Here is a 20905-nt window from a genome sequence, read left to right as displayed (position 1 = left end):
GGAACCCGATTCCATCGAGGCGGTTCTCTCACGGCTCTCCGGAGAGACCGCCATGCTTCCACGCCTCGCCGCCTGCGCGTTGCTCGGCCTTGCCCTCCATGCGGCTCCCGCGCGGGCCGAGACGGAGGTGGACGTGGCCCTCGTCCTCGCCGTCGACATCTCCTATTCCATGGATCAGGACGAGCAGGTCCTCCAGCGCCAGGGCTTCATCGACGCCCTGCGCTCGCCCCTGGTGCACGACGCGATCCGCCGCGGTATGCTGGGGCGCATCGCGGTGGTCTATGCCGAGTGGGCCGGCACCTGGGATCAGCGGGTGGTCGTCCCCTGGTCGGTGATCGACGGCCCCGAGGCCGCCATGGCCTTCGCCGACAAGCTCATGGAGGAGCCCACCCGCCGCGCCACCCGCACCTCGATCTCGGGCGCCATCGACATGGGGGTGGGGCTCCTGCGCGACAGCGGGATGACCGCGATGCGCCAGGTGATCGACATCTCCGGCGACGGGCCCAACAACCAGGGCCGCCCCGTGACGGAGGCCCGCGACGAGGCGGTGGCCCAGGGCATCACCATCAACGGCCTGCCGATCATGCTCAAGCAGCCCGGCTACCTCGACATCGCCGACCTCGACGCCTATTTCCGCGCCTGCGTGATCGGGGGCGTCGGCGCCTTCGTGGTCCCGGCCCGGGACAAGGGGCAGTTCCCCGAGGCGATCAAGACGAAGATCGTCATGGAAGTCTCGGGCCTGACGCCGCCCGAGCCGCTGATCCGCTTCGCCGCCGCGCCCTCCCCGCCCGATTGCCGCTCGGGCGAGAGCCAGTGGCGCGGGGGCTCGGGGAACTGAGGGGCCGGAGACCGGGAGCCTAGTCCCGGCGCCACTCGCCCTCGCCGCCGACATCGGCGAAGCCCCATTCCTTCACGTCGATCTCGTAGTCGATGCGGGAGAACATCCGGCCGCGGCACACCTTCATGTCCGGGGGCGGCATCTCGAGCTGGGCGGTGAGGCGGTCGCGCAGCTCGTCCATCACCCAGCGGGGGACATGGTCGCGCTCGGAGGGGTAGATCCAGCGGAAGTTCAGGAGGTGCATGAGCAGCACCTCCCAGTGCACCTCCATGTAGGCGAGCAGCCGCTGCCAGTCGATCTGGTCGTGGGCCTTGAGGATTGTGTGGGCCACGTCCGCGCCGTCGTAGCGGTGGCGCAGCTGGATGAAGCATTTCGACCAGACGAGCTCGGTGGGCCCCACGATCCGCACGGGGGTGCCGAACACCTCGATCTGGCGCGCATGCTCGAACCAGGCGTCCGAGACCGGCATGGTGCCGTTCGAGGAGGCGAAGATCACGTCGAAGAAGTGCTTGCCCTTGTGGACCTTGCCGAGCCAGCGCTCGTCCTCCACGGAGATCGCGTGGCCCGTGCTCTTGAAGTGCGCGAGGATCCGCGGGTAGTCCCCCGCCTTGCAGAAGATGTCGAGGTCCTTGGTCTCGCGGGTGATGCCCGTATAGGCCGAGAGCGCGTAGGTGCCCGCGAGCAGGAACGGGATGTTGAGGCCCGACAATTCCCGCAGCGCCTCCGCGTAGAAGCCCTCCGCGGTGGGATCCTTGAGGGTGGGCTCGGCCGCGGCCTCGAAGACCGGGACGCTGGTGGCCAGGGGGCTCTGGGGAGGGGCGGTCGCCATCGTCTCGTGCTCTGGGGAGACCGGCATGCGGTCGTGAGGCCACAACCGGGACCGGCGCGCCAAAGTTCCGCCCGAAGCCTGGCCTCGCGGAGCCGGGCCGGATGTGGCCGGAACGGGGCATCTTCGATCCTTCGACCGATTGCAGCCCTTCGCCGCATGCGCTACACGCGGATCAACGTAGTCGAGGACACCAGGACATGGCTGCCATGGCGCAGATCGACCCAGGCCCCCAGGGGACCTACCACCCGGACATGGACGAGAAGACCCACGAGGCCACCTATAACGGCTTCACCCATTTCACGATGATCGCGACGACGGTGGTGCTGTGCCACGTGCTGGTGCTCGCCATCGGCGGCATCAAGGGCGGCTGGACGACCTCCATCGTGGGCGTGATCATGAGCCTCGCCGCGGGCGCGGTCGGCGCGCTCGTGCCCTCGATCGGCTGGCGGGCCCCCGCCGCGGTCGCGGCGCTCCTCGTCGTCCTCCTCATCCTCTACTGACCTCCCCGCCCGCCGGCTCCCCTGCGGGGGCGCCGGGGGTCCCCTCCGCCCCGCCGCAGAAGGGTCGTCCGGCATGCGCATCGCCGTCCCCGCCGAAACCGACACCCAGGAGTCGCGTGTCGCCGCGACCCCGGAGACCGTGAAGAAGCTCGTGGGGCTCGGCGCGACGGTCGCGGTCCAGGCCGGCGCCGGCCTCGCCTCGGGCGTGCTCGACGCCGACTACGAGGCGGCCGGCGCGGCGGTGGCGAAAAGCGCCGAGGAAGCGGTCAAGGACGCGGACGTGGTGCTCGGCGTGCGCCGTCCCGACCCCGCGACCCTGAAGGGCGTGAAGCCCGGCGCCCTCGTCGTCGCGATGATGGACCCTTACGGCAACGAGGCGGCCCTCCAGGGCCTCGCCTCCACCGGGGTCACGGCGGTCGCCATGGAGCTGATGCCCCGCATCACCCGGGCCCAGGTGATGGACGTGCTCTCGAGCCAGGCGAACCTCGCGGGTTACCGCGCCGTGATCGACGCCTCGTCCGAATATGGCCGCGCCTTCCCGATGATGATGACGGCGGCCGGCACCGTGCCGGCGGCGCGGGTCTTCGTCATGGGCGCGGGCGTGGCGGGCCTCCAAGCCATCGCCACGGCCCGGCGTCTCGGCGCCGTGGTGTCGGCCACCGACGTGCGCCCCGCCGCCAAGGAGCAGGTCGCCTCGCTCGGGGGCAAGTTCGTCGCCGTCGAGGACGAGGAGTTCCGGCAGGCCGAGACCACGGCGGGCTACGCCAAGGCGATGTCGGCCGAGTACCAGGCCAAGCAGGCTGCCCTCGTGGCCTCCCACATCGCCAAGCAGGACATCATCATCACCACGGCGCTCATCCCGGGCCGCCCCGCCCCCCGCCTCGTCACCCGCGAGATGGTGGAATCCATGAAGCCCGGCTCCGTGATCGTCGACCTCGCTGTGGAGCGCGGCGGCAACGTCGAGCTTGCCAAGCCCGGCGAGACGGTGGTCCACAACGGCGTGAAGATCGTGGGCAACCTCAACGTGCCCGGCCGCATCGCGGCCTCGGCATCGAGCCTCTACGCCAAGAACCTCTACGCCTTCCTCGAGACGCTCATCGACAAGGGCACCAAGGCGCTAGCCGTGAACCACGATGACGAGCTCGTGAAGGCCACCTGCCTCACCCGCGACGGCGCGATCGTCCACCCGAACTTCAAGCCCGCCGCCTGACGGCCGCAACGGGGAGTCCCATGGCGAGCACCACCATCAGCAACGCGGTCACCACCCTCACGCCCGAGCAGGCGCTCGCGGCGGCGCGGGCCCAGGCCGAGGCCGCCCGCATCGCGGCGGACAATGCCCAGGCCTATGCCGACGCGGTCGCGGCCTCGCTCGCCGCGGCGACCGGCGGCGCCGTCGATCCCACGGTCTTCCGCCTCGCGATCTTCGTGCTCGCGATCTTCGTGGGCTATTACGTGGTCTGGCAGGTCACGCCGGCGCTCCACACCCCGCTCATGTCGGTCACCAACGCGATCTCCTCCGTGATCGTGGTGGGCGCGCTGCTGGCGGTGGGCGTCGCAACGCTCGACACGGGCGACGCGGGCGCGGCCTGGGCCGCCCGCATCTTCGGCTTCATCGCCCTGGTGCTCGCCAGCGTGAACATCTTCGGCGGCTTCCTGGTCACCCAGCGCATGCTCGCCATGTACAAGAAGAAGGCCTGAGGGGCGATGGCCCCCAGCCCCACCCGCCGTCCCTCCCGCAGCACCGCCCCGCCGTTCCGGCGCCCAATCAGCCTTTGAAGGGGTTCGAGGCATGTCAGCCAACCTTGCCGCCGTCCTCTACCTCGTCTCCGGGGTGCTGTTCATCCTGTCGCTGCGGGGCCTGTCCCATCCCACGACCTCGCGCCAGGGCAACACCTTCGGCATGGTCGGCATGGGTCTGGCGATCCTGACGACCCTGTTCTACGCGCCGCCCTCCGGCTTCGGCGGCTGGTTCCTCCTGATCCTCGGGCTCGGCATCGGCGGCGCCATCGGCGCCTGGCGGGCCCGCACGGTCGCCATGACGGCCATGCCCCAGCTCGTGGCCTTCTTCCACGCGCTGGTCGGCCTCTCGGCGGTGCTCGTCGCGGCGGCCGCGCTCTATGCGCCCCAGGCATTCGGGGTGGGCGCGCCCGGCGCCATCAAGGGCGCGAGCCTGTTCGAGATGGGGCTCGGCGCCGCGATCGGCGCCATCACTTTCACGGGCTCGATCATCGCCTTCCTGAAGCTCGACGGGCGGATGTCGGGCAAGCCGATCATGCTGCCGCAGCGCCACGCCATCAATATCGGCCTCGGCCTCCTGCTCCTCGTCCTGCTCGTCGCCTTCATGCGCACCGAGAGCGCCTTCGCGTTCTGGATGATCGTGCTGGTCTCCTTCGCGCTGGGCGTGACGCTCATCATCCCCATCGGCGGCGCCGACATGCCCGTCGTGGTGTCGATGCTTAACTCCTATTCGGGCTGGGCGGCCGCCGGCATCGGCTTCACGCTGGGCAACCTCGCGCTCATCATCACGGGCGCGCTGGTCGGCTCGTCGGGCGCGATCCTGTCCTACATCATGTGCAAGGCGATGAACCGGAGCTTCATCTCCGTGATCCTCGGCGGCTTCGGCGGGGACGCGGCGGCGGGCAGCGGCGCGGTCGAGACCCGGCCCGTGAAGCACGGCTCGGCGGACGACGCCGCCTTCATCATGAAGAACGCCGCCAAGGTGATCATCGTCCCGGGCTACGGCATGGCGGTCGCCCAGGCCCAGCACGCGCTGCGCGAGATGGCCGACAAGCTGAAGGAAGAGGGCGTGGAGGTGAAGTACGCCATCCACCCCGTCGCCGGCCGCATGCCGGGCCATATGAACGTGCTGCTGGCGGAAGCCAACGTGCCCTATGACGAGGTCTTCGAGCTCGAGGACATCAACGGCGAGTTCGCCCAGGCCGACGTTGCCTTCGTCATCGGCGCCAACGACGTCACCAACCCCGCGGCCAAGACCGACCCGCAATCGCCGATCTTCGGCATGCCGATCCTCGACGTCGAGAAGGCGAAGACCGTGCTCTTCATCAAGCGCGGCATGGGCTCAGGGTACGCGGGCGTCGAGAACGAGCTATTCTTCCGCGACAACACGATGATGCTCTTCGGCGACGCCAAGAAGGTCACCGACGAGATCCTGAAGAACCTGTGACGGCAGCTCCCCTCTCCCATGAGGAGAGGGGAGCCCATCGCGACGCTTGACGCAGGCGCCCCAAGGCCCGATCTGCCCTGCGCCACCCTCGCGTCCCGAGACCCCATGCCCCCTTCCCCCTCCCCCGGCCGGCTGACCGTCGTGCGCAACGTCGCGGACCTGCGCGCGCTGGTTCGCGCCTGGCGGGCCGCGGGGGAGACCGTCGGCCTCGTGCCCACGATGGGAGCGCTGCACGAGGGGCACCTCACGCTGGTGCGCGCCGCCCTCGGGCAGTGCGACCGCGCGGTGGCCACCATCTTCGTCAACCCGAAGCAGTTCGGCCCCAACGAGGACTACGCGGCCTATCCCCGGGGCGAGGGGCGCGACATCGCCATGCTGGAGAGCGCGGGCGCGGCGGCCCTGTTCGCGCCGGGCGTCGAGGAGATGTACCCGCCGGGCTTCGCCACGGCCGTGCGCGTCGACGGCTCGCTGACCGCGCACCTGTGCGGCCCCTGGCGCCCGGGCCATTTCGAGGGCGTCGCGACGGTGGTGGCGAAGCTCCTGCTCCAGGCCCTGCCCGACCGGGCCTATTTCGGCGAGAAGGACTTTCAGCAGCTCCAGGTCATCCGCCGCATGGCCCGCGACCTCGACATCCCCGTCGCGATCGAGGGCGTCGAGACGGTGCGGGAGGCGGACGGCCTCGCCCTGTCGTCCCGCAACGCCTACCTCTCGCCGGAGGAACGGCGGATCGCCGCGACCCTGCCGGCGGTGCTCCGCGACATCGCCCGCGACGCGCCGGGCTGCGACGGCCTCGACGCCCTGACGCAGGCGGGCGAGGCGCGGCTCCTGGAGGCGGGCTTCGACCGGGTCGAGTACCTGACCGTGAACGAAGCCGGGACCCTCGCGCCCGCGTCACGGGGCAGCCACGCGGCACGCGTCTTCGCCGCGGCCCGCCTCGGGCGCACGCGGCTGATCGACAACTGGCCCGTGACGGGTCACGGGGCATGAGGCTCGTGCTGATTCTCGCAGGGATCGTCGTCGCCCTCTACGGGCTCGTCGCCGGGGCGCTGTTCCTCGGCCAGCGGGCGCTCCTCTTTCCCGCCTCCCAGGTGCCCGCGAGCGCCGCGCAGGCGGGCCTGGAGGGCGTGCAGGACGTGGTGCTCGTCACGCCGGACGGCGAGCGGCTCGCCGCGTGGTGGCGTCCGCCCCAGCCCGGGCGGGCCGTGATCCTCTATGTCCACGGCAACGGCGGCGGGCTCATGGACCGGCGCTCGCGGGTGCGGGCGCTCATGGAAGACGGGCGCGGGATCCTCGCGCTGAGCTACAGGGGCTATTCGGGCTCGACGGGCTCGCCCTCCGAGCTGGGCCTGAGGACCGACGCGCGCACCGCTCACGACTGGGTGGCGCAAGGCTACGAGGCGGGCCGCCTGGTGCTCTACGGCGAGTCCCTCGGCTCGGGCGTCGCCGTGCGCCTGGCCGCCGAGCGGCCGGTGGGCGGCGTGATCCTTGATGCGCCCTTCACCTCCACGGCCGACGTGGCGCGGCGGCTCTATTGGTGGCTTCCCGTGGGGCTTCTCATGCGCGACCAGTTCCCCTCCATCGACGTCATCGGCCGCGTGAAGGCGCCGATCCTGATCCTGCACGGCGAGCGGGACAGGGTGACCCCGATCGCGCTCGGCGAGCGGCTGTTCGCGGCGGCGAACGAGCCCAAGCGCATGGTGCGCCTGCCCGGCGGGCATGAGGACAACCTGGAGGCCGGGCGGCCCGCCTGGACCGCCTTCATCGCCGGCATTGAGGCGGATTTCGCCCCGCCGCTCCCCGCACCCGCCCCGCAGGCCCAGGAGGCCCCGCGATGAGCACGGGCGCCCTCGTCCTGCGGACGGCCACGCCCGCCGACCGGGAGGCCGCGATCGACCTGATCCAGAGCCTGAACCGGTTCGAGAACCGCCTCACCGGCGACCGCCTCGAGACCCGGGCCGCGGCGGACGCATCCTTCACCCGGCTCATGGAGCGCATCGCCGCCCGCCGGGGCCGCCTGGTCCTCGCCGAGGAGGACGGGCGGATCGTCGGCCTGATGGGCTTCACGATCGAGCAGGACGAGCCCTTCGTGCGCGAGGAATTGCGCCGTTACGGCACCGTGACGGATCTCGTGGTGGCGGAGGGCTGGCGCGGCCGGGGCATCGGCCGCCGGCTCCTGGAAGAGGCCGAGCGGCTCGCGCGCGCCGAGGGCCTGGGGCGCCTGTCCATCGGCGTCCTCGACGCCAACGACGCCGCGGCCCGGATCTACGGCGCCTTCGGCTTCAAGGATTACGTGCGGCTGATGACCAAGGACCTGCGCTAGGGCGGCCGCGCCGGCGGGGCGCGGCCGGGCCGGAGGGCCTAGCGGAAGACCGAGGCGAGCCCGCCGCCGCCACCGCCGCCCTGCACGCGCGACAGGCCCTGGCGCGCCGCCGCGTTGTTGGGGTCGATGGCGAGGGCGCCCTGATAGCTCTCGGCGGCCTGGGGCCGGCGGTTGGAGCGCTCGAAGGCGACGCCGCGCCAGGTCCAGGCCTCGGCGTTGCGGGCGTCCACGTTGAGCGCCGCGTTCAGGTCCTCGATCGCCTTGTCGAACTCGCCCGTCGCCACGAGGCTCTGGCCGCGGCCCGCGTAAGGCGCGCCCGCGAAGCCGTTGCGGTCGATGGCGGCGCCGAAATCGAGGATGGCCTCGCGGTGGCGGCCCAGGCGCTGGTAGACGAGGCCGCGGGAATGGTAGGCCTCCGCCGATTCCGGGTTGAGGCGGATCGCCTGGGTGAGGTCGGCGAGCGCGCCCTCGGTGTTGCCCTGGACGCGCTGCAGGTTCGCCCGGCCGATATAGGCCGCCGTGTAGCTCGGGTCGGCGCTGATGGCGCGGCTGAAATCGGCGAGCGCCTGGTCGTTCTTGTTGGTCTGGCGCATGACGAGCGCGCGGTTGGCGTAGGCCGGCGCGTAGTTCGGGTCGAGCTGGATCGCCTTGTTGAAGTCGGCGAGCGCGTCGGTGTAGCGGCCGATGCGGGCATAGGCCGCGCCGCGGGTGTTGACCGCGCTCGGATCCGTGGGATTGCGCTGGATCACCTCGGTGAGCGAGGCCAGGTTGGCGCCGCTCGCCTCCTTGTTCTCCTCCTCGACCACCGCGACCTGCTGGGTGGGCGGGGTCACGCGGCTCACCGTCTCGCAGGCGGCGAGCGACAGGGCCACGAGGGCGCAGACGGGCGCGATCCGCAGCATGGATCTCTCGGTCATCGGTTCCTCTTCTCCCCGTCCCGGGCCGCCCTCAAGCGGGGCCGTGCCGGGTTCCCGAAATGCACTCGGCGCCCCGCTTTCGCAGACGGGCGCCGACCGAACGTGTAAAGCATCGTGGTTGACGAAGCTTGAATGTGACGGCGCCCCGCGCCCGCGGCCCTAGCGCGCGGGCTTGGGCTTTGCAGGCAGCAAGCCCTCGCGCTGGAGCGCCTTGCGCGCCAGCTTGCGGGCCCGCCGGACCGCCTCGGCCCGCTCGCGCGCCTTGCGCTCTGAGGGCTTCTCGAAGTGGTCCCGGAGCTTCATCTCGCGGAAGACGCCCTCGCGCTGAAGCTTCTTCTTGAGAGCCCGCAGCGCCTGATCGACGTTGTTGTCCCGGACAAGAATCTGCACGCGTCTGCGTCCTTCGTTGATGATGCACCTGGCTTGCGACTACAATGGGGCACGGTTCGAGCCGCGCCTCCCCTTGAGCGCGGGCTCGTTACCAGACCTGTTTTTTCTTGTCCATACGGCTGCGCCTGGCGCGCCGCAGCTCCCGGTCCCGCATCCCCGCACGCACGCCCCGCCGAGCAGGCTCTCGACGAGGCGGAGCCGCCTGGTTGGACCCGCCTTCAGCCCTCCGGGAACACCCGGGTGACGTGCCCCATCTTGCGGCCGGGGCGGGCCTCGGCCTTGCCGTAGAGGTGGAGCGCCGCGTGAGGGTCGGCGAGGATCCCGGCCCAGGCCTCGATGTCGGCGCCAATGAGGTTCGTCATCTCGACGCGCCCGAGCCGCTCGGTGGAGCCCAGGGGCCAGCCGCAGACGGCGCGGACATGCTGCTCGAACTGCGAGGTGCGGGCGCCCTCGACGGTCCAGTGCCCGGAATTGTGCACCCGCGGGGCGATCTCGTTCACCACGAGGCGCTCGCCGCCGGCCTCCTCGACGAGGAACATCTCGACCGCGAGGACGCCCACGTAATCGAGGGCGTCGGCGATGGCGCGGGCCATGGCGAGGGCCGCCTCCGCGGTCGCGGGGCTCAGCCCGGCCGGAACGCGGGTGACGCCGAGGATATGATCGCGGTGCTCGTTGTGGCAGGGGTCGTAGGCCGCGAACGCCCCGTCGACGCCGCGGGCCGCCACCACCGACACCTCGCGGGCGAAGGGCACGAAGCCCTCCAGGATCGCGGGGGCGCTGGCGATGGCGGCAAGCGCGTCGGTGGGGTCCGTGCCGGGGCGGATCATCGCCTGGCCCTTGCCGTCATAGCCGAAGCGGCGGGTCTTCAGCACGGCGGGACGGCCGAGATCGGCCAGCGCCGCCTCGAGATCGGCAAGCCCATCCACCGCCCGGTAGGGGGCCGTGGGCAGCCCCAGGCCGTTGAGGAAGTCCTTCTCGGCGAGGCGGTCCTGCGTGGTGGCGAGGGCAAGCGCGCTGGGGCGCAGCTTCGCCACCGCCGCCACGGTCTCGGCGGCGCGCGCCGGGATGCTCTCGAACTCGAAGGTCACCACGTCGACCGCCCGCGCGAACCCCGCGAGCGCCGCCTCGTCGTCGTAGGGGGCGAGGGTGCAGGCGCCGGCCACGACGGCGGCGGGGCTGTCGGCGTCGGGGGTGTAGATGTGCACCTTGAGGCCGAGCCGCGCGGCGGCGAGCGCCAGCATGCGCCCCAGCTGGCCGCCGCCGAGGATCCCGAGGGTCTGGCCGGGGCGGATCACGGGGCATCCTCGGACGGGCGCTCGGCCACCGCGTCCGTCTGGCGCGCCCGCCAGGCGTCGAGGCGCTCCGCGAGGGCCTCGTCGGTGAGGGCGAGCACCGCGGCGGCGAGAAGCGCGGCGTTGACGGCACCGGCGCGCCCGATGGCGAGCGTGCCCACGGGGATGCCGGCGGGCATCTGGACGATCGAGAGGAGCGAGTCCTGGCCCGAGAGGGCGTGCGACTGGACCGGGACTCCGAAGACGGGCAGCGGCGTCATCGCGGCCGCCATCCCCGGCAGGTGCGCGGCCCCGCCCGCGCCCGCGATCACCACCTTGAACCCGGCGGCCCGGGCGCCCTTGGCGAAGCCCACGAGACGGTCGGGGGTGCGATGGGCCGAGACGATGCGGGCGTCGTAGCCCACGCCGAGGGCGTCGAGGGTCGTGGCCGCGTGGCGCATGGTGGCCCAGTCGGACTGGCTGCCCATGATGATCGCCACGGGTGTCGTCGCTGCCGTCATCGATCATCTCCGTCGACGCCCGCGGGGATAGCGAAGGCGGGCGCCCGCGGCAAGCGCCGCCGCACGGCCGGGCTTGCTCCCGGAGGGGTTTTCGGGCCAGCATCGCGCGCCGAGGCCTCAGCGGAGACTGCATGCCCCATACGAGACGGCGGTCCTACGAGACCGGCCACCGCCCGAAATTCCTCGTCGTCGTCGACGGGACGCCCGAATGCGAGCGGGCGGCGCGGTTCGCGGCCCGGCGCGTGGCCCGCACGGGCGCGATCCTCACCATGCTCGCCGTGATCAACCCGCCCGACGCCTTCGAATGGCTCGGGGTGGGCGACGTGATGCAGGCGGAAGCCGAGGCCGAGGCGGCGCAGACGCTGGAGAGCGCGGCGGCGCGGGCCCGGGCGGCGGCGGGCGTGGAGCCCGAGCGCGTCACCCGCATCGGCTCGCCGGAGGAGGAGATCCTGAAGCTCATCGACGAGGACGCGGACGTGTCCTACCTCGTGCTCGCGGCAGGCGCGGGGAAGGAAGGGCCGGGCCCGCTGGTCTCGAACGTCGCGGGCAAGGCCGCGAGCACCTATCCGGTGCCCGTGATCATCGTGCCGGGCAGCCTCACGGACGAGGAGATCGACGCAATCGCGGGTTGATCGCCAGGGCTAATCTCCCCCTCCTCATGCTGAGGAGCCTACGTCAGCAGACGTCTCGAAGCACGCAGCACGCTCCCACAGCCGTCCGGAGACCGCTGGAACGCCCTTCGAGGCCCACCTGCGGTGGGCTCCTCAGGACGAGGATGGTCGGTCGGGGAAGCACCTTCGTCTGGGCGAGCCCCTCAGGGCTGGCAGGCGCCGCAATAGAACGTCGAGCGGCCCGACTGGACCATGCGCCGAACGGGCGCGGCGCAGTGCTGGCACGGCTCGCCCTCGCGGTCGTAGACCCGGAAGCGGTGCTGGAAATAGCCAAGCGATCCGTCCGTCTGGGCGTGGTCCCGCAAGGTGGAGCCGCCGGCCTCGATCGCCTCCAGGAGAACGTCCCGGATCACGCCCGCGAGGCGCTCGGCCGCGGGGGTGGGCGCACCGTCGGGCCTGGCGAGCGTGCCGGCCTGCGCCGCCGGGTTCAGCCCCGCGCGGAACAGGGCCTCGCAGACATAGATGTTGCCCAGGCCCGCGATGAGCCGCTGGTCGAGGAGCGCAGCCTTCAGCGGCGTGCGCTTGCCCGCGAACATCCCGGCGATCGCCTCTCCCGAGAGGGCGCTGCCCAGCGGCTCGATCCCCATCCCGGCGAAGTGGCGGCACGCGGCGAGCTCGCTCCCGGGCACGAGGTCCATGAAGCCGAAGCGGCGCGCGTCGTTGTAGGTGACCGTGGCGCCGGTCGAGAGGTGGAACACCACGTGGTCGTGGGCGCTCTCGTTCCCATGCTCGTAGTGGAACTCGCCGAGCCCCACCGCCTCTCCCCCCGCTTCCACGCGAAAACGCCCGGACATGCCCAGATGCATGATCAGCGCCTCGCCGGAATCGAGCCCCGCCACGAGATATTTCGCCCGCCGCGACAGGCTCTCGACCCGCCGGCCCGTGAGGCGGGCGGCGAAGCGCTCGGGGAAGGGGAAGCGCAGGTCCGGCCGGCGCTGCTCCACGCGGGCGAGCCGCGCCCCCACCATGGCGGGCTCCAGGCCGCGGCGGACGGTCTCGACTTCGGGGAGTTCGGGCATGCGGACGCTGGGGCTCTGAGGGCTCGGGCGGAGGGCATCCCCTGTCACATAGCCATGCCCCCGCGCATCCGCTATGGATCGCGTCGCTTCGACCCAAGGGGAGGCCCCGATGTCCCGCGACGCCCACGAGCCCACCCATTTCGGCGCGAGCACCGTGCCCCTCGGCGAGAAGCAGGGCAAGGTCGACGCGGTGTTCCACTCCGTGGCCCGGCGCTACGACCTCATGAACGACCTCATGTCGGCGGGCCTGCACCGGGCGTGGAAGAGCGCGCTCGTCACGAGCCTCAATCCCTCCCGCACCCGCCCCTTCCGCCACCTCGACGTCGCGGGCGGCACGGGGGACGTGGCGTTCCGGGTACTGGAGGCGGGCGGGCCCCAGACCCGGGTGACGGTGCTCGACATCAACGGGTCGATGCTGGAGGTCGGGCGCGAGCGGGCGGGGGAGCGCTTCGGCGACCGGATCAGCTTCGTCGAGGCCAACGCCGAGAGCCTGCCCCTCGCCGACCGCAGCTATGACGGCTACACGATCGCTTTCGGCATCCGCAACGTGCCCCGCATCGATCTGGCGCTGAAGGAGGCCCACCGGGTGCTCCGCCCGGGCGGGCGCTTCCTGTGCCTGGAGTTCTCCAAGGTGGACGTGCCCGGCATGGACCGGATCTACGACGCCTATTCCTTCAACGTCATCCCCCGCATCGGTCGCGTGGTGACGGGGGACGCGGAATCCTACCAGTACCTGGTCGAATCGATCCGCCGCTTTCCTCCGCCGCTCGCCTTCGCCCGGATGATCGAGGAGGCGGGCTTCCGGCGCGTGACCCACCGGCCCATGACCGGGGGCGTGGTGGCCCTGCACTCCGCCTGGAAGATCTGACGTGATCGGCGCCCTCGTCCATCTTGGCCGCAACCTGCGGGCGGGCTTCGTGCTGGCCCGCGAGGGCGCCCTCTCCCTCGTCGACCCGACCGCCCTGCCCCCGTCGGGGCGCGTCCTGCTGCGGCTGGCGCGGGTCGTGGAGCGCCCGGGGGCGAACCGCGAGGGGCGCCTCGCCGCCGCCCTGACCCGGCTCGGGCCGTCCTACGTGAAGTTCGGCCAGTTCCTGGCGACCCGGCCCGACCTCATCGGCATGGCCGCCGCGCGCGACCTGGAGAGCCTTCAGGACCGCATGGCGCCCTTCCCCCAGGACGAGGCCATCCGTGTGATCGAGGCCGAGCTCGGGCGGCCCGTGAGGGAGCTCTTCGCCGTCTTCGGCGAGCCCGTCGCCGCCGCCTCGATCGCGCAGGTGCACCGCGCCACGATCCGCACGCCCGAGGGCGAGCGGGAGGTGGCCGTGAAGGTGGTGCGGCCGGGGGTGCGAGGGCGCTTCAACCGCGACCTCCAGGCCATGCGCTTCGCCGCCCGCACCGCCGAGCGCCTGGTACCCGACACCCGGCGCCTGCGCCTCGTGGAAGTGGTCGAGACCCTCGCGCGCTCGGTCACCATGGAGATGGACCTGCGGCTGGAGGCGGCCGCCATGTCGGAATTCGCCGAGAACACGAAGGAGGACGCCGATTTCCGGGTCCCGACCCTCGAATGGGATCTCACCTCCCGCGGCGTCCTCACCTCGGAATGGATCGACGGAATCAAGCTCAACCGCTCGGAGGCCATCGACGCGGCCGGCCTCGACCGGGTCGCCCTGTCGCGGACCGTGATCCAGTCCTTCCTGCGCCACGCGATCCGGGACGGCTTCTTCCACGCCGACATGCATCCCGGAAACCTGTTCGTCGACGCCGGGGGCCGCCTCGTGGCGGTGGATTTCGGCATCGCGGGGCGGCTCGGCATGAAGGAACGCCGGTTCCTCGCCGAGATCCTCATCGGCTTCATCCGCCGGGACTACCGCCGCGTCGCGCAGGTTCATTTCGAGGCGGGCTACGTGCCGCCGCACCATTCCGTCGACGATTTCGCCCAGGCCATCCGCGCAATCGGCGAGCCGATCCACCAGCGCCGCGCCGACGAGATCTCCATGGCCCGCGTGCTCACCCTCCTGTTCGAGGTGACGGCCCTGTTCGACATGCGCACGCGCACCGAGCTCGTGATGCTCCAGAAGACCATGGTGGTGGTGGAGGGCGTCGCCCGGGGCCTCGATCCCCATCTCGACATGTGGTCCACCTCCGAGCCCGTGGTGCGGGCCTGGATCGAGCGCAATCTCGGGCCGATCGGCCGGGTCGAGGACGCGGGCCGGGGCCTGTGGACGCTCGCGGGCGTCATCGCGGACCTGCCGGAGATGGCGCAGCGGGGCGAGCGGCTGCTGGAGAAGCTGGAGCGCATCGCCGACCGTGGCGTGGGCGTCGCGCCAGAGGCCATCGAGCGGGCGGGCGACGCCGCGACCCGGCGCGGGGTCCTCACCGAGCTCGCGATCTGGATCATCGCCCTGTCGCTCCTCTACACGGCGCTGTTCGGCTGACTGCGCGATCGCTCCATGCGAAGGGGATTTCGTCGGCGGACCTGGACGGGGTAAGACTTGCCTTGGGGACCCGGCGAGGTCGGGCCCGGGCGAGCGGTCGGAGGCGGCATGCGGGCGTGGTCATTCAGCGAGGCCGAGGCTGACCCCGATCGGATCATGGACGCGGCCTTGAGCGGCGGGCAGCAGCGGATCGTCACCCGGGACGGACGGGTCGTGATCATGGTGTCAGAGGGCGAGTTCCAGTCCGCCCAGGCCTCCCGCAAGGCGAGCGCAAGCCCCATCGACCGGACGGCACGACCGTCACGTCCGGCCCCATCCCAGTCCGAGTAGTCACCGCCATGTCCCTTCAGGCCAAACGCATCCTCCTCGTCATCGGCGGCGGCATCGCGGCCTTCAAGGCGCTCGACCTCATCCGGCGCTTGCGGGAGCGCGGCGCCTCCGTGCGCTGCATCCTGACGCGCTCGGGCGAGCAGTTCGTCACCCCGCTCTCGGTGGGAGGCCTGTCGGGGGACAAGGTCTATTCCGACCTGTTCTCGCTCACCGACGAGGCCGAGATGGGGCATATCGAGCTCTCCCGCGACGCCGACCTCCTCGTCGTGGCCCCGGCCACCGCCGACCTCCTGGCCCGCATGGCCCACGGCCACGCCGCCGACCTCGCCTCGACGGCCCTGCTCGCGACCGACAAGCGGGTGCTCGTGGCGCCCGCCATGAACGTGCGCATGTGGCTGCACCCGGCGACCCAGCGCAACGTGGCGCAGCTCAAGGCGGACGGGGTCGCCTTCGTGGGTCCCGCCGACGGCGCCATGGCTTGCGGCGAGTTCGGCCCCGGGCGCCTCGCCGAGCCCCTCGAGATCGTGGCGGCGATCGAGGCCATGCTGGAGGGCGACACCCTCATCCCGCTCCCCGTGGCGCCGGACGGCGCCTTGCGCGGGCGCCACGTCCTCGTGACCTCGGGGCCGACCCACGAGCCCATCGACCCCGTGCGCTATGTCGCGAACCGCTCGTCCGGCCGGCAGGGCCATGCCATCGCGGCCGCCGCCCGTCGCGCCGGCGCGCGGGTGACCCTGGTGAGCGGCCCAGTGGCCCTGCCAGACCCGCCGGGCGTCCACGTGGTCCACATCGAGACCGCCCGCGAGATGCTCGCGGCGGTGGAGGCGGCGCTGCCCGCCGACATCGGGATCTTCGCCGCCGCCGTGGCCGACTGGCGCCCGGTGGGCGAGGCGGAGCAGAAGATCAAGAAGGACGGCTCCGCTCCGGCCCCTTTAAGCCTCGTCGAGAACCCCGACATCCTCGCCACGATCGCCCGGGGTCACGGCCGGCGTCCGCCCCTCGTGGTGGGCTTCGCGGCCGAGACGGAGCGGGTGGTCGAGCATGCGAGGGCGAAGCTCGCCCGCAAGGGCTGCGACCTCATCGTCGCCAACGACGTCTCCCCGGGCAGCGGCGTCATGGGGGGCGCCCGCAACAGCGTGCATCTCGTGACGGCGGACGGCGTCGAGAGCTGGCCGACGCTGGACAAGGACGAGGTGGCGCGCCGCCTCGTCGAGCGTCTAGCCGAGCTGGTCGACCGCTCATGATCGACATCCCCGTCCGCCGCCTCCCCCACGCTCTCGATCTTCCGCTTCCCGCTTACGCAACGTCAGGCGCGGCGGGCCTCGATCTTCTGGCAGCGATTCCGAAAAACAGCACGATCGTCCTGGAAAAATTGGCGCGGACCCTTGTCCCCACGGGATTTGCGCTCCACCTACCTTCGCAATACGAGGCTCAGGTTCGTCCGCGATCGGGGCTGGCGGCTCGGCACGGGATCACCGTGCTCAACGCGCCAGGGACGATCGATGCGGATTACCGCGGCGAGGTGCAGGTCCTCCTCGTCAATCTCGGGAGCGATCCGTTCACGATCACCCGAGGCATGAGGATCGCGCAGCTCGTCGTCGCCCCGGTGGTCGGGGCAAGGCTCGTCGAGACGGAGGACCTCGGCGCCACGGAGCGCGGCGCGGGCGGCTTCGGATCGACGGGCGTCTGACGCGCCTGGCCGAAAACGAGGGGCTTGCACCATGATTCTTCTGTCGCGCCGCAGCCTGCTGTCGATCGCCGCCGTGGTCGACATCGCTCTCCACGCCAGACCCCTGCCCGTGGCCGCCAAGATCTTGGCCGAGCGGCACAACCTGCCCCCGCGCCACCTGGAAACCGTGCTCCAGGCCCTCGTGCGCCACGGCATCCTGAAGGGCGTGCGCGGCCCCCGCGGCGGCTACGAGCTCGCCCGCGAGCGCCGGCGCGTCACGGCGGGCGACGTGGTGCGCGCCGCCATGACCGTGACCGGCGAGGACGGCCTGCCGCCCATGCCCGACAGCCGCCTCGTGGACGACGTGGTGGGCCCCGCGGTGAAGACGGCCTCGGAGGCCTTTCTCGCCCAGCTCGACGCGATCACCATCGACGACCTGTGCCGGAAGGCGGAGCGCAACGCCGCTCTCGGCGGAGACGACCGGACGCTGGATTTCGCGATCTAAGGATGTGAAATAATGCGTCAGGTCGACTTCGTACGTGGAATTTGCTAAGCCCCTGCGGACGTCACCTTCGGAGACCAACATGGCCGAACCCCTTCGCAAGCCGGTCGCGCAGCCCGCCGGGACGCCCGGCCGCGGCCGCGTCTACGACGCGATCAGCCAGACCATCGGCGACACCCCGCTCGTGCGCCTCAACCGGCTGCCGAAGGAGCGTGGCGTCGGGGCCGAGATCCTGCTGAAGCTGGAGTTCTTCAACCCCATCGCGAGCGTGAAGGACCGCATCGGCGTCAACATGATCGAGGCGCTGGAGACGAGCGGCCGCATCAAGCCCGGTGACACCCTCATCGAGCCCACCTCGGGCAACACGGGCATCGCCCTCGCCTTCGTGGCGGCGGAGCGGGGCTACCGCCTCATCCTCGTCATGCCCGAGACCATGTCGCTGGAGCGCCGCAAGATGCTCGCGTTCCTGGGCGCCGAGCTCGTCCTCACCCCCGGCCCCATGGGGATGAAGGGCGCGGTGGCCAAGGCCGAGGAGCTCAACCGCGAGATCGCGGGCTCCGTCATCCCGCAGCAGTTCCAGAACCCTGCCAACCCCGAGATCCACCGCCGCACCACGGCGGAGGAGATCTGGAACGATACCGGCGGCGACATCGACGTCCTCGTCTCGGCGGTGGGCACCGGCGGCACCATCACGGGCTGCGGCAGCGTGCTGAAAAGCCGCAAGCCCGGGATCCACGTGGTGGCGGTGGAGCCCGAGGACTCGCCGGTCCTGTCGGGCGGCCAGCCCGGCCCGCACAAGATCCAGGGCATCGGCGCAGGGTTCGTGCCCGACGTTCTCGACCGCTCGGTGATCGACGAGGTAGTGACGGTCGGCAACCAGACCGCCTTCGACACCGCCCGCGCGCTCGCGCGCCTCGAGGGCATCCCCGGCGGCATCTCGACGGGCGCCAACGTGGCGGCGGCGCTCGAGATCGGCGCGCGGCCCGAGATGCAGGGCAAGCGCATCGTCACCTTCGCCTGCTCCTTCGCCGAGCGCTACATCTCTAGCGCCCTGTTCGAGGGGCTGTGACGCTCAATCCGTGAGCGCCGCGGTGCTCCCTCCCCCCTTGCGGGGGAGGGCTGGGGNNGGGGGGTGACGGCGGTGTCCTATCCGGAGAGGTCGCACTCCGAACGGGTGCGCCCTGTTCTGCTCCGACACCGCCGTCACCCCCACCCCAACCCCTCCCCGCAAGGGGGAGGGGAGCAGCGCACCTCCTCCCGGGGCCGATCGCCCCGAGGCGGGCCGTGCAACCCTTCCCCGGCCCCATGGTTCTCCCTCCTACGAGATAGGAGGACGCCATGGCGACCGACGACAAGCGCCCGTCCCTGCGGGACATGGATGCGGCCGAGATCCGCAACCGCCAGCGCTCGAGCGAGAACACCCACGCGGACGGGGTGGACGAGGGCCCCGAGGCCAACGCCACCATGCGCCGGATCTGGAGCGATCCCGGCGGCGAGGCCTATAACCTGCGCAACGCGATGATCGGCGCCGGTGGCAAGGCCGACGATCACGGCGAGCTCACCGCCGCCGAGACGCCCGAGACCACCCGCCACCTGAGCGACGCGAGCCTGTCCCCGAAGGAGGAGCGGCCCCACGACGCCCCCGAGACCTTGGGCCAGCCCGATCGCGGCAGCGCGGGCCAGGCGGGACGCGACGACGCGCCCGACAAGGGGGCCTGACCGATGCCCGAGGAGAACCATCCGGGCCGCCGCGGGCCGCTGGAGGGCGATCCGGCCAACGACCCGCTGCCCGGGTCGAAGAGCGTACGCGAGGCCGAGCGCCGGGGCACGGCCCCGAAACCCTCCGACGAGCTGCCCCCGGCCGGCCCCCACGACCGCCCCGACCTCGTGAACCCGGACTCGACCCCGGGCACCGGCGTCCTGCAGGAGCCGGGCGCCGCAGGCGACATCGACAACACCAGCAGCTGAGGAGCCCCCATGACCCAAGCCCCTTCGAAGGACGGCAAGACGCCGAAGTCGCAGGCGACCGAGGACGACATCGCCGCCCCCCGTCTCACCCCGCAGGGGCGCACGGGCGATGGCCCCGAGGGCGAGGACTCCACCGATCCGATGGGGTCCGGCGCAAAGACGGGGCAGCCGGACAAGGCGGAGGGGTAAAGGCGGGTTCTACCCTCCCCGGCTCGGCCAAGGGAGGTCCGGCCGGGGAGGCGCGTGCGATCCCCTAGCGCGCCACCCGCACCAGGGCCTTGCCGAAATTGCGCCCCTTGAGGAGACCGATCAGCGCCTCGGGCGCGTTCTCCAAGCCCTCCGTCACGTCCTCGCGGTGCTTGACCCGGCCTTCGCGCAGCCAGGCGCCGACCTCCTGGCGGAACGCCTCCTCCTGCGCGTTGAAGTCCCAGACGATGAAGCCGCGCAAGGTCAGGCGGCGCACGAGGATCGCGCGCATCAGGGCCGGCGTCCGGTCGGGGCCAGGCGGCAGCTCGGTCATGTTGTAGGCTGCCACCAGGCCGCAGACGGGCACCCGGGCGAAATCGTTGAGGAGCGGCAGCACCGCGTCCCACACCGTCCCGCCGACATTCTCGAAATAGACGTCGATCCCCTTCGGGCAGGCCGCCGCGAGCTTTCCGGCCATGTCGGGATCGCGGTGGTCGACCGCGGCGTCGAAGCCGAGCTCGTCCACGAGGTAGCGGCCCTTCTCCGCCCCGCCCGCGATGCCCACCGCCCGGCAGCCGCGGAGCCGGGCGATCTGGCCCACGAGCGACCCCACGGGCCCGGCGGCGGCCGCGACCACGACGGTCTCGCCGGGCTTCGGCTGCCCGATATTGTGCAGGCCCGTCCAGGCGGTCATGCCCGGCATGCCGAGGATGCCCAGCGCGGTCTGGACCGGCGCCTCGGCGGGGTCGAGCTTGCGCAAGCCCGCGGCGTCCGCCATCGCGTGGGTCTGCCAGCCGAAATAGCCCATCACGATGTCGCCTGGCGCCAGCCCCGGCGCGTTCGAGGCCAGCACCTCGCCGACCCCGCCGCCCGCCATCACCTCGCCGATGCCGACGGGTTTCACGTAGGAACGCGCCGCGCTCATGCGCCCGCGCATGTAGGGATCGAGGGACAGCCATTGGACCCGGACCAGCACCTGACCGGGGCCAGGCGCGTCGACGGGCGCGGTCTCGGCCCGGAAGTTTTCGGGGCGTGGCTCGCCCTCGGGGCGGGAGGCGAGAACGATTCGGCGGTTCGTCTCGGGCATGGGGCGCTCCAGGCTGCGTGGCCGGGCATGATCGACAGGCCGTGCCGCTGCGTCAACGCGGGTCGGGGGCTTGGGCGCACCGCTCGGGAGGCGCGCTCATCAGGACGGCAAGCGCCGCAGTGCTCCCTCCCCCTTTGCGGGGGAGGGCTGGGGGGGGGGGTGACGGCGGAGGCGGAGCAGAAAAGTCCACAACCGTTCGCGCAGCGACCTCTCCGGACACGGCACAGCCGTCACCCCCACTCCCGGCCCCTCCCCGCAAGGGGGGGGG

General features: G+C 71.8%; 26 protein-coding genes. 19 read left to right on the top strand and 7 right to left on the bottom strand.

Annotated elements, in window-relative coordinates:
- The first annotated feature begins 52 nt into the window (after positions 1-52).
- Positions 53-838, top strand: a complete 786-nt coding sequence (locus F0L46_RS17040) for a DUF1194 domain-containing protein (RefSeq protein WP_149819731.1) — start codon at positions 53-55, stop codon at positions 836-838.
- 19 nt (positions 839-857) lie between these two features.
- Here F0L46_RS17040 and F0L46_RS17035 read toward each other — a convergent pair whose 3' ends face one another.
- Complete coding sequence (locus tag F0L46_RS17035; RefSeq protein ID WP_149819729.1) at positions 858-1667, bottom strand: nucleotidyltransferase family protein; 810 nt, start codon at positions 1665-1667, stop codon at positions 858-860.
- Between the two features lie 197 nt (positions 1668-1864).
- On the opposite strand from F0L46_RS17035, the gene F0L46_RS17030 reads away from it, so the two are divergent.
- The 7 genes from F0L46_RS17030 to F0L46_RS17000 all read left to right on the top strand — a co-directional run bounded on the left by F0L46_RS17030 (position 1865) and on the right by F0L46_RS17000 (position 7671).
- Positions 1865-2167 carry an aa3-type cytochrome c oxidase subunit IV gene (locus tag F0L46_RS17030; protein ID WP_438646689.1) on the top strand — a complete coding sequence of 101 codons (303 nt, stop codon included), beginning with the start codon at positions 1865-1867 and terminating at the stop codon, positions 2165-2167.
- A gap of 73 nt (positions 2168-2240) precedes the next feature.
- Positions 2241-3377 carry a Re/Si-specific NAD(P)(+) transhydrogenase subunit alpha gene (locus F0L46_RS17025; RefSeq protein ID WP_149819727.1) on the top strand — a complete coding sequence of 379 codons (1137 nt, stop codon included), beginning with the start codon at positions 2241-2243 and terminating at the stop codon, positions 3375-3377.
- Between the two features lie 20 nt (positions 3378-3397).
- Positions 3398-3865, top strand: a complete 468-nt coding sequence (locus F0L46_RS17020) for an NAD(P) transhydrogenase subunit alpha part 2 (RefSeq protein WP_149819725.1) — start codon at positions 3398-3400, stop codon at positions 3863-3865.
- Positions 3866-3956: 91 nt separating this feature from the next.
- A complete protein-coding gene (locus F0L46_RS17015; RefSeq protein ID WP_149819723.1) occupies positions 3957-5351 on the top strand; it encodes an NAD(P)(+) transhydrogenase (Re/Si-specific) subunit beta in 1395 nt (464 codons plus the stop codon).
- A 105-nt stretch (positions 5352-5456) separates the two neighbouring features.
- Positions 5457-6338 carry a pantoate--beta-alanine ligase gene (gene panC / locus F0L46_RS17010; protein WP_149819721.1) on the top strand — a complete coding sequence of 294 codons (882 nt, stop codon included), beginning with the start codon at positions 5457-5459 and terminating at the stop codon, positions 6336-6338.
- On the top strand, positions 6335-7186 hold the full coding sequence (locus F0L46_RS17005) for an alpha/beta hydrolase (protein WP_149819719.1): 852 nt from the start codon (positions 6335-6337) through the stop codon (positions 7184-7186). Before panC ends, F0L46_RS17005 begins: the two co-directional genes overlap by 4 nt.
- On the top strand, positions 7183-7671 hold the full coding sequence (locus F0L46_RS17000; protein ID WP_149819717.1) for a GNAT family N-acetyltransferase: 489 nt from the start codon (positions 7183-7185) through the stop codon (positions 7669-7671). The genes F0L46_RS17005 and F0L46_RS17000 overlap by 4 nt, the downstream gene beginning before the upstream one ends.
- Before the next feature lie 38 nt (positions 7672-7709).
- Here the strand turns inward: F0L46_RS17000 and F0L46_RS16995 are convergent, their stop codons facing one another.
- The 4 genes from F0L46_RS16995 to purE form a co-directional block, all read right to left on the bottom strand.
- A complete protein-coding gene (locus tag F0L46_RS16995) occupies positions 7710-8588 on the bottom strand; it encodes a tetratricopeptide repeat protein (RefSeq protein ID WP_149819715.1) in 879 nt (292 codons plus the stop codon).
- A gap of 159 nt (positions 8589-8747) precedes the next feature.
- Complete coding sequence (rpsU, locus tag F0L46_RS16990) at positions 8748-8978, bottom strand: 30S ribosomal protein S21 (RefSeq protein ID WP_149819713.1); 231 nt, start codon at positions 8976-8978, stop codon at positions 8748-8750.
- Positions 8979-9196: 218 nt separating this feature from the next.
- Positions 9197-10273 (bottom strand): 5-(carboxyamino)imidazole ribonucleotide synthase, encoded by a 1077-nt coding sequence (locus F0L46_RS26910; RefSeq protein WP_276315596.1) that lies wholly within the window; start codon positions 10271-10273, stop codon positions 9197-9199.
- On the bottom strand, positions 10270-10770 hold the full coding sequence (purE, locus tag F0L46_RS26905; RefSeq protein ID WP_240540035.1) for a 5-(carboxyamino)imidazole ribonucleotide mutase: 501 nt from the start codon (positions 10768-10770) through the stop codon (positions 10270-10272). The genes F0L46_RS26910 and purE overlap by 4 nt, the downstream gene beginning before the upstream one ends.
- A 131-nt stretch (positions 10771-10901) precedes the next feature.
- Here purE and F0L46_RS16980 point away from each other — a divergent pair, with 131 nt between their 5' ends.
- Positions 10902-11402 (top strand): universal stress protein, encoded by a 501-nt coding sequence (locus F0L46_RS16980; RefSeq protein ID WP_149819709.1) that lies wholly within the window; start codon positions 10902-10904, stop codon positions 11400-11402.
- Positions 11403-11584: 182 nt separating this feature from the next.
- Here F0L46_RS16980 and mutM read toward each other — a convergent pair whose 3' ends face one another.
- Positions 11585-12460 carry a bifunctional DNA-formamidopyrimidine glycosylase/DNA-(apurinic or apyrimidinic site) lyase gene (mutM, locus tag F0L46_RS16975; protein WP_149819707.1) on the bottom strand — a complete coding sequence of 292 codons (876 nt, stop codon included), beginning with the start codon at positions 12458-12460 and terminating at the stop codon, positions 11585-11587.
- A 109-nt stretch (positions 12461-12569) separates the two neighbouring features.
- Here mutM and ubiE point away from each other — a divergent pair, with 109 nt between their 5' ends.
- The 10 genes from ubiE (at position 12570) to F0L46_RS16925 (ending at position 19553) form a co-directional block, all read left to right on the top strand.
- The gene (gene ubiE, locus F0L46_RS16970) at positions 12570-13328 is read left to right on the top strand and encodes a bifunctional demethylmenaquinone methyltransferase/2-methoxy-6-polyprenyl-1,4-benzoquinol methylase UbiE (RefSeq protein WP_240540034.1); all 759 of its coding nucleotides are present in this window, start codon (positions 12570-12572) and stop codon (positions 13326-13328) included.
- Position 13329: 1 nt separating this feature from the next.
- Positions 13330-14895: a 2-polyprenylphenol 6-hydroxylase gene (gene ubiB, locus F0L46_RS16965; protein ID WP_149819703.1), complete on the top strand. Its 1566-nt coding sequence runs from the start codon at positions 13330-13332 to the stop codon at positions 14893-14895.
- 108 nt (positions 14896-15003) lie between these two features.
- The gene (locus F0L46_RS16960) at positions 15004-15225 is read left to right on the top strand and encodes a type II toxin-antitoxin system Phd/YefM family antitoxin (protein ID WP_149819701.1); all 222 of its coding nucleotides are present in this window, start codon (positions 15004-15006) and stop codon (positions 15223-15225) included.
- A gap of 8 nt (positions 15226-15233) precedes the next feature.
- Positions 15234-16469, top strand: coding sequence for a bifunctional phosphopantothenoylcysteine decarboxylase/phosphopantothenate--cysteine ligase CoaBC (gene coaBC / locus F0L46_RS16955; protein WP_149819699.1), 1236 nt, complete (start codon positions 15234-15236; stop codon positions 16467-16469).
- A complete protein-coding gene (gene dut / locus F0L46_RS16950) occupies positions 16466-16915 on the top strand; it encodes a dUTP diphosphatase (RefSeq protein WP_188312015.1) in 450 nt (149 codons plus the stop codon). Before coaBC ends, dut begins: the two co-directional genes overlap by 4 nt.
- A 31-nt stretch (positions 16916-16946) precedes the next feature.
- Positions 16947-17399, top strand: coding sequence for an RrF2 family transcriptional regulator (locus F0L46_RS16945; protein WP_149819697.1), 453 nt, complete (start codon positions 16947-16949; stop codon positions 17397-17399).
- A 79-nt stretch (positions 17400-17478) separates the two neighbouring features.
- Positions 17479-18465, top strand: a complete 987-nt coding sequence (gene cysK / locus F0L46_RS16940; protein WP_149819695.1) for a cysteine synthase A — start codon at positions 17479-17481, stop codon at positions 18463-18465.
- A 269-nt stretch (positions 18466-18734) separates the two neighbouring features.
- Positions 18735-19115, top strand: a complete 381-nt coding sequence (locus tag F0L46_RS16935; protein ID WP_149819693.1) for a hypothetical protein — start codon at positions 18735-18737, stop codon at positions 19113-19115.
- 3 nt (positions 19116-19118) lie between these two features.
- A complete protein-coding gene (locus F0L46_RS16930) occupies positions 19119-19364 on the top strand; it encodes a hypothetical protein (protein ID WP_149819691.1) in 246 nt (81 codons plus the stop codon).
- A gap of 9 nt (positions 19365-19373) precedes the next feature.
- The gene (locus F0L46_RS16925; protein ID WP_149819689.1) at positions 19374-19553 is read left to right on the top strand and encodes a hypothetical protein; all 180 of its coding nucleotides are present in this window, start codon (positions 19374-19376) and stop codon (positions 19551-19553) included.
- Between the two features lie 64 nt (positions 19554-19617).
- Here F0L46_RS16925 and curA read toward each other — a convergent pair whose 3' ends face one another.
- Entirely contained in the window at positions 19618-20637 is a 1020-nt protein-coding gene (curA, locus tag F0L46_RS16920) for an NADPH-dependent curcumin/dihydrocurcumin reductase (protein WP_149819687.1), read from the bottom strand.
- Between the last annotated feature and the right edge of the window lie 268 nt (positions 20638-20905).

Source organism: Salinarimonas soli (assembly GCF_008386575.1).
Classification (GTDB): Bacteria; Pseudomonadota; Alphaproteobacteria; order Rhizobiales; family Beijerinckiaceae; genus Salinarimonas_A; species Salinarimonas_A soli.
Note: the sequence above shows the minus strand (reverse complement) of the source record. Positions and strands in the feature narration are given on the sequence as shown.

Excerpts from the sequence above, each read along its gene's own strand:
- panC (WP_149819721.1), top strand. The coding sequence starts at position 5,457 with ATGCCCCCTTCCCCCTCCCCCGGCCGGCTGACCGTCGTGCGCAACGTC.
- curA (WP_149819687.1), bottom strand. The coding sequence starts at position 20,637 with ATGCCCGAGACGAACCGCCGAATCGTTCTCGCCTCCCGCCCCGAGGGC.
- ubiE (WP_240540034.1), top strand. The coding sequence starts at position 12,570 with ATGTCCCGCGACGCCCACGAGCCCACCCATTTCGGCGCGAGCACCGTG.
- F0L46_RS16995 (WP_149819715.1), bottom strand. The coding sequence starts at position 8,588 with ATGACCGAGAGATCCATGCTGCGGATCGCGCCCGTCTGCGCCCTCGTG.
- F0L46_RS17020 (WP_149819725.1), top strand. The coding sequence starts at position 3,398 with ATGGCGAGCACCACCATCAGCAACGCGGTCACCACCCTCACGCCCGAG.
- dut (WP_188312015.1), top strand. The coding sequence starts at position 16,466 with ATGATCGACATCCCCGTCCGCCGCCTCCCCCACGCTCTCGATCTTCCG.
- mutM (WP_149819707.1), bottom strand. The coding sequence starts at position 12,460 with ATGCCCGAACTCCCCGAAGTCGAGACCGTCCGCCGCGGCCTGGAGCCC.
- F0L46_RS16980 (WP_149819709.1), top strand. The coding sequence starts at position 10,902 with ATGCCCCATACGAGACGGCGGTCCTACGAGACCGGCCACCGCCCGAAA.
- F0L46_RS16945 (WP_149819697.1), top strand. The coding sequence starts at position 16,947 with ATGATTCTTCTGTCGCGCCGCAGCCTGCTGTCGATCGCCGCCGTGGTC.
- F0L46_RS16960 (WP_149819701.1), top strand. The coding sequence starts at position 15,004 with ATGCGGGCGTGGTCATTCAGCGAGGCCGAGGCTGACCCCGATCGGATC.
- purE (WP_240540035.1), bottom strand. The coding sequence starts at position 10,770 with ATGACGGCAGCGACGACACCCGTGGCGATCATCATGGGCAGCCAGTCC.
- F0L46_RS17035 (WP_149819729.1), bottom strand. The coding sequence starts at position 1,667 with ATGGCGACCGCCCCTCCCCAGAGCCCCCTGGCCACCAGCGTCCCGGTC.
- F0L46_RS17005 (WP_149819719.1), top strand. The coding sequence starts at position 6,335 with ATGAGGCTCGTGCTGATTCTCGCAGGGATCGTCGTCGCCCTCTACGGG.
- cysK (WP_149819695.1), top strand. The coding sequence starts at position 17,479 with ATGGCCGAACCCCTTCGCAAGCCGGTCGCGCAGCCCGCCGGGACGCCC.
- F0L46_RS16935 (WP_149819693.1), top strand. The coding sequence starts at position 18,735 with ATGGCGACCGACGACAAGCGCCCGTCCCTGCGGGACATGGATGCGGCC.
- F0L46_RS17000 (WP_149819717.1), top strand. The coding sequence starts at position 7,183 with ATGAGCACGGGCGCCCTCGTCCTGCGGACGGCCACGCCCGCCGACCGG.
- F0L46_RS17015 (WP_149819723.1), top strand. The coding sequence starts at position 3,957 with ATGTCAGCCAACCTTGCCGCCGTCCTCTACCTCGTCTCCGGGGTGCTG.
- F0L46_RS16930 (WP_149819691.1), top strand. The coding sequence starts at position 19,119 with ATGCCCGAGGAGAACCATCCGGGCCGCCGCGGGCCGCTGGAGGGCGAT.
- F0L46_RS17040 (WP_149819731.1), top strand. The coding sequence starts at position 53 with ATGCTTCCACGCCTCGCCGCCTGCGCGTTGCTCGGCCTTGCCCTCCAT.
- coaBC (WP_149819699.1), top strand. The coding sequence starts at position 15,234 with ATGTCCCTTCAGGCCAAACGCATCCTCCTCGTCATCGGCGGCGGCATC.
- F0L46_RS17025 (WP_149819727.1), top strand. The coding sequence starts at position 2,241 with ATGCGCATCGCCGTCCCCGCCGAAACCGACACCCAGGAGTCGCGTGTC.
- F0L46_RS16925 (WP_149819689.1), top strand. The coding sequence starts at position 19,374 with ATGACCCAAGCCCCTTCGAAGGACGGCAAGACGCCGAAGTCGCAGGCG.
- F0L46_RS17030 (WP_438646689.1), top strand. The coding sequence starts at position 1,865 with ATGGCTGCCATGGCGCAGATCGACCCAGGCCCCCAGGGGACCTACCAC.